Here is an 11,880-nt window from a genome sequence, read left to right on the forward strand (position 1 = left end):
TCCCCGCCGATCCCCCGGCGCGCGGGGAAAATCCGGTGACTCATTGCAGGGCCGCGGCTATGCTGCCGCCAAACGCCATCAGAGCGTCAGGGGCAGCTTGATATGATTAATCTTTCCAGCGTCATGGCCCGAAGGGTGCGGTTTTTGAACCGCTGGCACGCTTGGCGTGCGACCCGGGGCCGGGGGCGGGTGGCGGGTTTCACCGCGTCGCCCGAGCCGCGCACCATCGGCTCTTTCGCGCGGGGGCGGCAGTTGATGGCGGGCAATTACCTTTTTGCCGGCAGCCTGCTGACCGCGCCGCAGACCGCGATGTGGGATCTGACCCCGCCTGACCCTGCCTTTGCGGCGGAACTGCACGGTTTTGCATGGCTGGATGATCTTGCCGCCGTGGGGGATGCACGGGCGCGGGCGTCAGCGCAGGATTGGCTTTGGGGCTGGATCGACCGTTTCGGGCGCGGGCAGGGGCCGGGCTGGACCCCGGCGCTGACCGGTCGGCGACTGATCCGCTGGATCAACCACGCACTTTTCATGCTGCGCGGGACGGAGACCGCGCAGAGCGATGCCTTCTACCGATCCCTCGAACAGCAGACCCGTTTCCTGTCAAAACGCTGGCGCGCCTCTGCGCCGGGCCTGCCGCGCTTCGAAGCGCTGACCGGGTTGATTTACGCGGGCCTGTCGCTGGAGGGGCTAGAGGAACTGGCCGATCCCGCCATCAAGGCATTAGCACGCGAATGTGCCAGCCAGATCGACGCCGAGGGTGGTCTGCCGACCCGAAACCCCGAAGAACTGCTCGCCGTTTTTACCCTGCTCACATGGGCCGCAGCGGCGCTCAGCGATGCAGGTCGCAGCACGCCCAAAGAGCACCTCACCGCGATTGAGCGTATCGCGCCGACCCTGCGCAGCCTGCGTCATGCCGATGGCGCCTTGGCGCGGTTTCATGGCGGCGGGCGCGGTATGGAGGGCTGGCTGGATCACGCGCTGGCGGCGGCCAAGGTCAAGACGCGGCAGCCTGATGGGCTGGCCATGGGCTATGCAAGGCTGTCGGCGGGGCGCACCAGCGTGATCGTCGATGCCGCACCCCCGCCGGGCGGCGCGGCATCGGGCAATGCCCATGCCTCGACACTGGCGTTCGAGCTGACCTCAGGGCGGCGGCCCTTGGTGGTGAACTGCGGCTCAGGCGCGTCTTTCGGGCTGGAATGGCGGCGGGCGGGGCGGGCCACGCCGTCGCATTCGGCCCTGTCGCTCGTCGGCCATTCCAGCGCCCGACTGGCCGAGCCCGACCCCCACAGCGGGACAGAGGCGCTCATCGCTGGTCCGCGCCAAGTGCCAGTGGAGATCGGAGAGGCGGCGGATGGGCTGCGTTTTGAGGGCGGCCATGACGCCTATCTGCGCAGTCACGGGCTGACCCATGCGCGGCGGCTCGAACTCACCTCGGACGGGCGCGGGCTGACGGGGGAGGATATGCTGCTGGCGATAGAGGGGGCAGAGAAGCGGCGCTTTGATAAAGTGTTGAGCGCCACGCAACTGAAGGGCGTGCCTTTCGACATCCGTTTTCACCTGCACCCGGATGTGGATGCCACGGTCGACCTTGGCGGGGCTGCAATATCCATGGCACTGAAAAGCGGTGAGATTTGGGTGTTTCGCCATGACGGTACGCATAATCTGTCTTTGGAACCGGGGGTTTACCTTGAGACGACCCGGCTGAAACCACGTGCGGCGCAGCAGATCGTGCTCTCGGGTTATGCCATGAACTATGCCACGCGGGTGCGCTGGTCGTTGTCAAAAGCGCAGGAAACTGCGATTGGCGTGCGAGATTTGTCGATCGACGATCCCTATGCTGATGAAGACTGACCAAGGAACCAGCCCCATGCCCGACCTCTATCCCATCAAACGCGCGCTTCTTTCCGTATCTGACAAGACCGGTCTTTTGGACCTTGGCAAAGCTTTGGCGGCGCGGGGCGTTGAGTTGCTCAGCACCGGCGGCACCGCGAAAGCGCTGCGCGAGGCGGGGCTTGAGGTGTTGGATGTGGCCGATGTGACGGGCTTTCCCGAGATGATGGACGGGCGCGTGAAAACGCTGCATCCGGTGGTCCACGGCGGTCTGCTAGCTCTGCGCGACAACGATGAGCACGTCGGCGCGATGAACGAACATAACATCGGCGCGATCGATCTGGTGGTGGTGAACCTTTATCCGTTTGAGGAAACCGTCGCCAAGGGCGCGGAATACGGCGAGGTGATCGAGAACATCGACATCGGCGGCCCGGCGATGATCCGTTCGGCGGCCAAGAACCACGGGTTCGTCAATGTCGTGGTCGATGTCGAAGACTACGCCGAAGTGATCGCGGAGCTTGAGGCCAACGACGGCCAAACCACCTATGCCCTGCGCCAGCGTTTGGCCCAAACCGCCTATGCCCGCACCGCGGCCTATGACACTGCCGTCAGCACTTGGATGGCCGAGCAGGTCGCAGGCACCCCGCGCCGCCGCACCTTTGGCGGCACGCTTGCGCAAACCCTGCGCTATGGCGAGAACCCGCACCAGCAGGCGGCTTTCTACACCGACGGCTCCACCGCACCCGGTCTGGCGAACGCCGTGCAGCATCAGGGCAAGGAGCTCTCCTACAACAACATCAACGACACCGACGCAGCCTTCGCGCTGGTCAGCGAGTTTGACCCTAAAGACGGCCCCGCCTGCGCGATCATCAAACACGCCAACCCCTGCGGCGTGGCGCGGGGCGAGACGATGCTCGACGCCTACAAACGCGCCTTTGACTGTGACCGCACCTCGGCCTTTGGTGGCATCATCGCGCTGAACCAGCCCCTCGACGGCCCGACTGCCGAAGCCATTGCTGCGATCTTTACTGAGGTCGTCATCGCCCCCGGCGCGGATGAGGATGCCAAGCGCATCTTTGCCGCCAAGAAGAACCTGCGTCTGCTGACCACCGAAGGTCTGGCCGACCCGGCAAGCGCGGCACTGGCCGTGCGCCAAGTCTCCGGCGGGTTTCTGGTGCAAGACAAAGACGTGGGCCGGGTTAGCCGCGATGATCTGAAAGTGGTGACCAAGCGCAAGCCGTCGGATCAAGAACTCGACGACATGCTGTTCGCTTGGACCGTGGCAAAACACGTTAAATCCAACGCCATCATCTATGTCAAAGACGGTGCCACAGTCGGCGTTGGCGCAGGCCAGATGAGCCGGGTGGACAGCACCCGCATCGCCGCGCGCAAGGCCCAAGACATGGCCGAGGTGATGGATATCGGCGCACCCCTGACCCAAGGGTCGGTCGTGGCCTCCGATGCGTTCTTCCCCTTTGCCGACGGTCTGATCACGGCGGCAGAAGCCGGTGCCACGGCGCTGATCCAGCCCGGCGGCTCCATGCGCGACGACGAGGTGATCGCCGCAGCGGATGAAGCGGGCCTTGCCATGGTCTTCACCAACATGCGCCACTTCCGGCACTAAGCGAAGGGCAGCACCATGCGGACATTCGGCATCGCGGCCTTTGTGGCCTTTCTGGTCGATCAGATCAGCAAATATGTGGTCATTCACATGATGGAACTGGCACGTATCCGCTCCATCGACGTGCTGCCCCCGGTGCTGAATTTCCGCTATGGAGAAAACCGGGGCATCAACTTTGGCCTCGGCGGTGACATGAGCCAATGGGTTCTGATCGTGGTGGCGTTGGTGATCTGCGCGGGCGTCACCCTGTGGCTCTGGCGCAGCCCGCATGGGCGGTGGGCACAGCTGAGCGGCGGCCTGTTGGTCGGCGGGGCGCTGGCGAATGTGGCGGACCGGCTGATCTATGGCTATGTGCTGGATTTCCTGAACAACTCTTGCTGTGGCATCAACAACCCTTTCGTCTACAACTTGGCGGATGTCTTTATCTTCGCAGGTGCCTTGGGGCTGATCCTCTTTACCGGAGAGCCAAAAAGCGCGCCCAAGCGCCGGGGCAAAAAAGGTCAGTGACATTGCCCGCTTGCCTGCGATATTGAACAAGCAGACCCCGAAAGGAGACACCATGCGTCGCATTGCCCTCATCAGCTTGATCCCGCTGGCCCTCGCCGCCTGCAGCAATCAGGGCCTTCGCGATTTGCAGCCGACTTCTGACGGACCTGACGAATTCCTGATCCAGCCAGTCAAGCCGCTGGAACGCCCCGACAATCTGAACGCTCTGCCTGCCCCCGTACCGGGACAGGCGAACCTGACCGACCGGTCGGCGGTGGCAGAAGGGGTGGCGGCATTTGGCGGGCGTCTGGATACCTCTACCGGCATCCCGGCGGGGGATGCGGCGCTGGTGCAACATGCGGGCCGGATGGGCGTGCAACCCGGCATCCGGGCCAGCTTGGCGCAGTCTGACGCGGAATTCCGCAAGCGCAAAGGCCGCTTTACCCAGTTTCGCATCGTGCCGGTCGACCGCTACAGCCAAGCCTACAAGAACCAAATCCTCGACGCCCATAACGAGGCAGAGCGTTGGCGCAACGCGGGTGGGCGCACGCCGTCTTACCCCCCACAAGACACACGTTTTCGCTAGGCTTCTTGAAAGTAGCGCCAGACCGCGTAGGTAATGCGGGAGGCGATATATTTCGAGGTAAGCAATGATCCGACTGCCGATGATGGCGGCCCTGGTGGCGACGCTCTTCACAGCCCCCTCCGCGCAGGCGCGCGATAATGAGAATGAGGCGGTAACCCATTTCACCCTCGATAACGGCATGGAGGTCGTGGTCGTCGAAGACCACCGCGCCCCGGTCGTGCAGCAGATGGTCTGGTACCGCGCGGGCTCAGCCGATGAGCCTAAGGGTTCATCCGGCGTGGCGCATTTTCTTGAACACCTGCTGTTCAAGGCCACCGACAAACTGGAGTCGGGCGAGTTTTCGGCCACCGTCGCGGCCAACGGCGGGCGCGACAATGCCTTCACCAGCTACGATTACACCGCCTATTTCCAGCGCGTCGCCGCCGACCGTCTCGGCCTGATGATGGAGATGGAGGCCGACCGGATGAAGAACATCCGCCTCACCCCCGAAAACATCGAAACCGAACGCGATGTGATCTTGGAAGAGCGCAACCAGCGGACCGAGAACAACCCCGCCGCGCTGTTCAGCGAGCAACTCAACGCCGCGCAATTTCTCAACCACCGCTACGGCGTGCCGATCATCGGGTGGAAACATGAGATGGAGGAGTTGGACCTCGAAGATGCGCTGTCGTTCTATGAGCTCTACTATTCGCCCAACAACGCCATCCTCGTCGTCTCCGGCGATGTCACGCCAGAGGACGTGCGCGAACTGGCCGAAGCCACCTATGGCCAGATTCCCGCCAACCCTGACCTGCCCGAGCGCCTGCGCACCGAAGAGCCACCGCAGTTTGCCGAACGCCGGTTGATCTACAAAGACGCCCGCGTGGCCCAGCCCTATGTGCGCCGCTCCTACCTTGCTCAAGAGCGGGACAGCGGTGCGCAGGAAGAGGCGGCGGCGCTCTTTCTTCTCAGCGAATTGCTGGGCGGCGGCACCACCTCCTACCTCGCTGAAAAGCTGCAATTCGACGAACAGATCGCCAATTACACCGGCGCCTTCTACAAGGCTGATACGCTCGACGACACGACCTTTGATGTCGTGGTGCTGCCCGTGCCCGGTGTCAGCCTCCAGCAGGCCGAAGAGGCGCTGGACGAGGTGCTCGTGCAGTTCATGGAAGCCGGAGTGGACCCCGAGCATCTTGAGCGCCTCAAGGCGCAATTGCGCGCCGATCAGATTTACGCCCGCGACGATGCCGACCGCGTGGCAAACCGCTATGGCTCGGCCCTTGCTATCGGTCTGACCGTCGAAGACGTGCAGGACTGGCCCGGTGTGCTGCAAGCCGTCACCGCTGAAGACATCATGCAGGCGGCCCGCACCCTGTTCGACAAACGCGCATCGGTCACCGGTTGGCTGATGAAGGAGGACGCGCAATGAAACTGTTCTACGCCCTGATCCTGACGGTTTTCGCCGCACTTCCCGCCCGTGCTGAAGTCGACATTCAGCCCGTCACCAGCCCCGGCGGCATCGACGCTTGGCTGGTCGAAGAACATTCGATCCCCTTCGTTGCCTTGGAAATCCGTTTCCGGGGCGGCGCGTCACTGGACGCCCCCGGCAAACGCGGCGCGATCAACCTGATGACCGGCCTCTTGGAAGAGGGCGCAGGCGACATGGACGCGCGTGCATTTAGCCGCGAGACCGAAGCGCTGGCAACCAACCTCAGCTTTGACGTGTCGGACGATTCGCTTTCCGTCTCGGCCCGTTTCCTGACCGAAAATCGCGAAGCCTCCATCGAGCTTCTGCGCGCCGCATTGTTAGAGCCGCGTTTTGACGAAGACGCGGTAGAGCGGGTGCGCGGTCAGGTGATCTCAAACATCCAGTCGAACCAGAAAGACCCGAACGACATCGCCCGCCAGACCTTCGACAAGATCGCCTTTGGCGACCACCCCTACGGAAGTTCGCTGAACGGCACGCTTGAGACGGTGGCCGGGTTGACCCGCGACGACCTGATTGGGGCGCATAAGGCCGTGCTGGCCCGTGACCGCATCTATGTCGGCGCGGTGGGCGACATCACCCCCGAAGAACTGGGCGAGTTGCTCGATACGCTGCTGGGCGATCTGCCCGCCAAGGGCGCGCCGATGCCCCCGACTGCAGATGTGGATATCCCCGCGGGCACGACAGTGGTCGATTTCGCCACGCCGCAATCCGTTGCAATCTTTGGCCAGGCGGGCCTCGCGCAGGACGATCCCGATTGGTTCACCGCCACGGTGCTGAACCACGTCCTCGGCGGTGGCGGTTTCGAATCCCGCCTGATGACCGAGGTGCGTGAGAAGCGTGGTCTGACCTATGGCGTCTATTCCTACCTCGCCCCGCGCGATCTGGCTGAGACCTACCTCGGCTCCGTCAGTTCAGCCAACGACCGTATCGGTGAGGCTATTGAGGTGATCCGCGCCGAATGGGCCAAAGCCGCGACCGAAGGCATCACCCAAGAGGAACTGGAGGCCGCCAAGACCTATATCACCGGCGCCTATCCGCTGCGGTTTGACGGCAACAGCCCGATCGCCAACATCCTCGTCGGCATGCAGATGCTTGGCCTGCCGACCGACTATATCGCGACCCGCAACGACAAGGTCGAAGCGGTCACGCTGGACGACGTCAAGCGCGTCGCGGCGGATTTGCTGGACCCCGAAAACCTGCATTTCGTCGTCGTCGGCCAGCCCGAAGGGCTTGAGGCTTCAACCTCGCCGCAGGAATGAAAAAAGCGCCGCTCCCGACGGGGGCGGTGCTTTCAATGCATCACGGCGATAGGGCTTATTCGCCGTAGGGCACCCAGATATTCTTGACCTCTGTCGCGGCTTGCAGGAATTCACGCCCCGCGCCCTCGGCCCCGAACCAATCGCGCGCCATACCGTGGTTGACCCAAGTGCGCTTGATGTTGCTCGCCGCCCCTTTTTCGACCACGGCCGAGAGTTCCGCCGCGCCAAAGCTCCAGACGGCATCAATGTCCATATGCCGCGCCATCGGCTCGGCCAGATCGGCCTGCGACCCGGTCAGGATATTCACCACACCCGCAGGCACGTCGGAAGTCTCCAAAACCTGCACGAAATCGGTCGCCGCCAGCGGGAAGGGTTCGCTCGCCGAAAGGATCACGCGGTTGCCCATGGCAATCGCAGGCGCCATGCAAGAGATCAGCCCCAAAAGCGGTGCCTCTGCCGGGCAAAGCGCCCCGATCACGCCCACAGGCTCCTTCATCGCCAAGGCCACGCCCCGGATCGGCACGCCGTGCACCTGACCGTCGTATTTGTCGGCCCAAGCGGCATAGGTGAACAGCCGGTCAATAGCGGCATCAACCTCTTTGCGACCCGCCTTCGTCCCCTGCATCGCATCCAGCCGCGCGGCAAACTCATCGCTCCGCGCCGAGAGGTTTTCGGCAATATAATAAAGGATCTGCGCCCGCAGATGGCCGGTGGTTTTCGACCACCCCTTTGCCGCATGCGCCGCCTCAACGGCGTTGCGCACATCCTTGCGGTTGGCGAGGCTCACATGGCCCAATAGCCCACCGGACTTACCCCAGACCGGCGCGGAATAGCCGCCATCGGGCCGCGCTTGCTTGCCCCCGATATAAAGCTTCGCTGTGCGGTCGATCCCGTCTTCCGGGCCACCTTCACCGCTGAAGGTTTCGATCTCTTTCAACGGCTTCTGAGCGGTCTTGGGCTTGGTATAGCCCGCCAGACCTTCCCAGCCGCCTTCACGGCCAAAGCCGCTCTCGCGCTTGCCGCCAAACCCGGCCGCCGCATCCATCATATTGGTCCCGTTGACCCAAACAATCCCGGTCTCCAACTGCGGCGCAATATCAAGGGCGAGGTTCACATTCTCGGTCCAGACCGTCGCCGCCAGCCCATAGCGCGTGTTATTGGCCAGCTGCACAGCTTCGCCGGGCGTGCGGAAAGTGGTCGAGACCAGAACCGGCCCAAAGATCTCTTCCTGCATCAGCGTATCGGCCGGGTTCAGCCCGGTGATCAACGTCGGCGGATAGAAACACCCATGCTCAGGCATGTCGCCCGGGGTGACAAACCGCTCGCCTGCAGTATTCGCCTCCACCATCTCGCTCACGCGCTTGTATTGCACCGGGTCCACCAGCGCGCCCACGTCAATGCTCTTGTCCAGCGGATCACCGATACGCAGCTTCTCCATCCGGGTGCGCAGCTTGGCATAGAAGCGATCCGCAACAGGCTCATGCACCAACAACCGCGAGCCCGCACAGCAGACCTGCCCCTGATTGAACCAAATCGCGTCAACCAGCCCTTCGACCGCGCTGTCCAGATCGGCGTCATCAAACACGATGTAAGGCGACTTGCCGCCCAACTCCAAAGTCAGCGCCTTGCCCGAGCCTGCCGTCGCCTCACGAATGCGGCGGCCCACGGCGGTGGAGCCGGTAAAGGCGATTTTGTCGATATCCTCATGGGTAACAATCATCTCGCCCACAGCGCCATCACCGGTGACAATGTTAACCACACCCTTCGGCAATCCAGCCTGACGGCAAATGTCAGCAAAAAGCAGCGCCGTCAGCGAAGTATACTCCGCAGGCTTCAACACCACCGTGTTGCCCATCGCCAGCGCAGGCGCGATTTTCCACGCCAACATCAGCAGCGGGAAGTTCCACGGAATGATCTGACCGCAAACCCCGAGCGGCTGCGCATCAGGCAACTCGCTCTCCATCAGCTGCGCCATGCCCGCGTGATAATAGAAATGCCGCTGCGCCAAAGGCACATCAATGTCGCGCGCCTCGCGGATCGGCTTGCCGTTATCCAATACCTCCAGCACGGCAAACAACCGCGCGTGTTTCTGCAACAACCGCGCCAGCGCATAGATATGCCGCGCTCGGCCATGGCCGCCCAGCTTCTCCCACTTCGGCTGCGCCTTGCGCGCGGCTTTTACCGCACTATCCACATCGCCCTGCGTCGCCTGCGTCAGGCTCGCCAAAACCTCTCCCGTCGCCGGGTTGGTGCTGTCGAAACCCGCGCCCGGCGCGGTGAAAGCGCCATCAATGAAATGACCAAAACGCCCGCCTTGATCCACGATCCACGCCAGCGCATCTGCCGCCGATTCCGGGGCTGGCCCGTATTCCATGCTCTCAAAAATCTCGGACACGCTCATGCCTTCATCCTTTTCCAAATACCATCCTGCAGCCTGCAACAGGCTCAGGAGGTCGCGTGGCGGTAAGCCGCCGAATAGTTGCCGGTCACATGATGCTCCAACTGCCGCTCGATATCGCCCAGAAGCGAAGACGCCCCAAAGCGGAACAGATCAGGCTGTAACCAACGGTCGCCCAGCTCTTCCTTCATCAGCGCCAAATAGGTGATCGCATCCTTGGCTTTCGAAATGCCCCCCGCGGGCTTGTAGCCCACACGCACCCCGGTGCGTTCATAATACTCACGGATCGCCCGGATCATCACGAGGCTGACGGGCAGGGTGGCGTTGACGCTTTCCTTGCCGGTCGAGGTCTTGATGAAATCGGCCCCGGCCATCATGCAGACCAGCGACGCACGCGCCACATTGCGCAGCGATCCCAATTCGCCCGTCGCAAGGATCGCTTTCACATGGGCCTCGCCACAGGCCTCACGGAAGGCGCGCATCTCATCATAAAGCGCCTGCCAGTCGCCCGAGAGCACGTGGCGGCGCGAGATCACGATGTCGATCTCTGTCGCCCCTGCTTCAACGCTCATCTCGATCTCACGAATGCGCAGTTCCAGCGGCGACAGGCCCGCCGGGAAACCGGTGGAGACGGCAGCAATCGGGATATTGGTCCCTTCCAGCGCCTTGCGCGCGGCGGGGATCATCTCGTGGTACACACAAACCGCACCGGTGGTGATCGGGGCCATGCCAAGGGCATCAAGCAGATCCGGCGCAATCGGTTGGCGCGCCTTGGCGCAGAGCCGCTCAACCCGGCGCGCGGTGTCGTCGCCCGAGAGGGTCGTCAGGTCGATACAGGTCACGGCGCGGAGCAGCCACGCGGCCTGATGTGCTTTTTTCAGCGAACGGCGGGCGGGCAGGGCGGCGGCGCGGCGCTCGATCGCCGAGGTGTTCGCCTGCACAGAGCGCAGCCAATCCATATCAAGCGGCATAGGCTCGACACGCTGTTCGGTCACCTGCGGCAGATGCCCGGTCGCGCCGGTTTCCGTCGTGCTTTCCTGCGGGGTCGTCTGGGTGGCCATCGGGTCTCTCCGGTTTGGTCAGGCGCGCAAAATGACATGGGGCCCGGGGCAAGGCAAGCGACGCTAACCCCGCGTCACGAGGGGAATGCCTGAAAAACAGCCAAAATGCCGTAATTGTTAATGAGAACCATTCGCAACTGTTGACTTACATGAGAATCGTTCTCATTAATAACCCATGAAACATGCATCTGACCCTTTTCGCCCGTCCCGCCGCTCTGCTTTAATCGGTGGTATGAGCGCCTTTGCCCTGCTGGGGGCTGCGCCTGCCGCCTTCGCTGCGCAAAAGCTTAACGTTGTCGCCACGACAGGTATGATCGCCGACGCCGCCCGGCGGATTGGTGGCGATCTGGTCGAGGTCCGCTCGCTCATGGGCTCGGGCGTCGATCCGCACAGCTACCGCCAGACGCGCAGCGATATCGTGGCGCTGACCCGGGCCGATCTGGTGCTTTGGCACGGCCTCTACCTTGAGGCGCAGATGGAGCGGTTTTTCGAAGATCTGGGCCGCAAGCGCGCCGTGGTTGCCGTGGCCGATGCGCTGCCCAAGGACGATCTGCTCAGCCACCCAGACTACGAGGGCCGCTATGACCCCCACGTCTGGATGGACCCGAAAACTTGGATCGCCGTGGTCGATGAGGTAACCCGCGCCCTGACCGAGGCGCATCCCGTAGGGGCCGAGACTTTCGCCCAGAACGCGGCCACCTACCGCGCCGAGCTGGAACAATTGGCCACCTATGCCGCCGAGACCGTGGCACAGGTGCCAGAAAGCCAGCGCGTGCTGGTCACGGCCCATGACGCTTTCAGCTATTTCGGGCGCGCCTTTGGGTTCGAGGTGATCGGCATTCAGGGCATCTCAACCAACAGCGAAGCGGGGCTGAACCGCATCTCTGCGTTGGTCGATGAACTGGTCGACCGCGAAATCGGGGCGGTCTTTGTCGAGACCTCGGTTTCCGACCGCAACATGCGTGCGCTGGTCGAAGGGGCTGCGGCGCGCGGTCATGAGGTCGTGATCGGCGGATCACTCTATAGTGACGCCATGGGGGAACCGGGCAGCTATGAGGGCACTTATATCGGTATGATCGATCACAATGTCACCACCATCGCCCGCGCGCTTGGCGCGCCGGTGGATGCGGGCGGGATGAACGGCAAGCTGGTACAGGGAAGCTGATCC

The 11,880-nt window shown here is 63.1% G+C and carries 9 protein-coding genes; 7 read left to right on the forward strand and 2 right to left on the reverse strand.

Features of this window, described 5'->3' with window-relative positions; translation table 11 throughout:
* Positions 1 to 102 precede the first annotated feature (102 nt).
* From K3758_RS02120 to K3758_RS02145, 6 genes are all read left to right on the forward strand, one after another.
* Complete coding sequence (locus K3758_RS02120; RefSeq protein WP_259947247.1) at positions 103 to 1,851, forward strand: heparinase II/III family protein; 1,749 nt, start codon at positions 103 to 105, stop codon at positions 1,849 to 1,851.
* 16 nt (positions 1,852 to 1,867) lie between these two features.
* Positions 1,868 to 3,454 (forward strand): bifunctional phosphoribosylaminoimidazolecarboxamide formyltransferase/IMP cyclohydrolase, encoded by a 1,587-nt coding sequence (gene purH, locus K3758_RS02125; protein ID WP_259947249.1) that lies wholly within the window; start codon positions 1,868 to 1,870, stop codon positions 3,452 to 3,454.
* A 15-nt stretch (positions 3,455 to 3,469) separates the two neighbouring features.
* Positions 3,470 to 3,958 carry a signal peptidase II gene (gene lspA, locus K3758_RS02130; RefSeq protein ID WP_259947251.1) on the forward strand — a complete coding sequence of 163 codons (489 nt, stop codon included), beginning with the start codon at positions 3,470 to 3,472 and terminating at the stop codon, positions 3,956 to 3,958.
* A 52-nt stretch (positions 3,959 to 4,010) separates the two neighbouring features.
* Positions 4,011 to 4,523, forward strand: a complete 513-nt coding sequence (locus K3758_RS02135) for a DUF3035 domain-containing protein (RefSeq protein WP_259947253.1) — start codon at positions 4,011 to 4,013, stop codon at positions 4,521 to 4,523.
* A 64-nt stretch (positions 4,524 to 4,587) separates the two neighbouring features.
* Positions 4,588 to 5,934 (forward strand): pitrilysin family protein, encoded by a 1,347-nt coding sequence (locus K3758_RS02140; RefSeq protein ID WP_259947255.1) that lies wholly within the window; start codon positions 4,588 to 4,590, stop codon positions 5,932 to 5,934.
* Positions 5,931 to 7,253, forward strand: coding sequence for a pitrilysin family protein (locus K3758_RS02145; protein WP_259947257.1), 1,323 nt, complete (start codon positions 5,931 to 5,933; stop codon positions 7,251 to 7,253). The genes K3758_RS02140 and K3758_RS02145 overlap by 4 nt, the downstream gene beginning before the upstream one ends.
* 55 nt (positions 7,254 to 7,308) lie before the next feature.
* Here the strand turns inward: K3758_RS02145 and K3758_RS02150 are convergent, their stop codons facing one another.
* On the reverse strand, positions 7,309 to 9,654 hold the full coding sequence (locus tag K3758_RS02150) for an aldehyde dehydrogenase family protein (RefSeq protein WP_259947259.1): 2,346 nt from the start codon (positions 9,652 to 9,654) through the stop codon (positions 7,309 to 7,311).
* A gap of 44 nt (positions 9,655 to 9,698) precedes the next feature.
* Entirely contained in the window at positions 9,699 to 10,712 is a 1,014-nt protein-coding gene (deoC, locus tag K3758_RS02155) for a deoxyribose-phosphate aldolase (RefSeq protein ID WP_259947262.1), read from the reverse strand.
* Positions 10,713 to 10,887: 175 nt separating this feature from the next.
* On the opposite strand from deoC, the gene K3758_RS02160 reads away from it, so the two are divergent.
* A complete protein-coding gene (locus K3758_RS02160; RefSeq protein ID WP_409202614.1) occupies positions 10,888 to 11,877 on the forward strand; it encodes a metal ABC transporter solute-binding protein, Zn/Mn family in 990 nt (329 codons plus the stop codon).
* Positions 11,878 to 11,880: the final 3 nt, after the last annotated feature.

The organism is Sulfitobacter sp. W002, from assembly GCF_025142135.1.
Classification (GTDB): domain Bacteria; phylum Pseudomonadota; class Alphaproteobacteria; order Rhodobacterales; family Rhodobacteraceae; genus Sulfitobacter; species Sulfitobacter profundi.

Coding starts and splice junctions, on each gene's coding strand:
- K3758_RS02120 (WP_259947247.1), top strand. CDS start 103: ATGATTAATCTTTCCAGCGTCATGGCCCGAAGGGTGCGGTTTTTGAAC.
- purH (WP_259947249.1), top strand. CDS start 1,868: ATGCCCGACCTCTATCCCATCAAACGCGCGCTTCTTTCCGTATCTGAC.
- lspA (WP_259947251.1), top strand. CDS start 3,470: ATGCGGACATTCGGCATCGCGGCCTTTGTGGCCTTTCTGGTCGATCAG.
- K3758_RS02135 (WP_259947253.1), top strand. CDS start 4,011: ATGCGTCGCATTGCCCTCATCAGCTTGATCCCGCTGGCCCTCGCCGCC.
- K3758_RS02140 (WP_259947255.1), top strand. CDS start 4,588: ATGATCCGACTGCCGATGATGGCGGCCCTGGTGGCGACGCTCTTCACA.
- K3758_RS02145 (WP_259947257.1), top strand. CDS start 5,931: ATGAAACTGTTCTACGCCCTGATCCTGACGGTTTTCGCCGCACTTCCC.
- K3758_RS02150 (WP_259947259.1), bottom strand. CDS start 9,654: ATGAGCGTGTCCGAGATTTTTGAGAGCATGGAATACGGGCCAGCCCCG.
- deoC (WP_259947262.1), bottom strand. CDS start 10,712: ATGGCCACCCAGACGACCCCGCAGGAAAGCACGACGGAAACCGGCGCG.
- K3758_RS02160 (WP_409202614.1), top strand. CDS start 10,888: ATGAAACATGCATCTGACCCTTTTCGCCCGTCCCGCCGCTCTGCTTTA.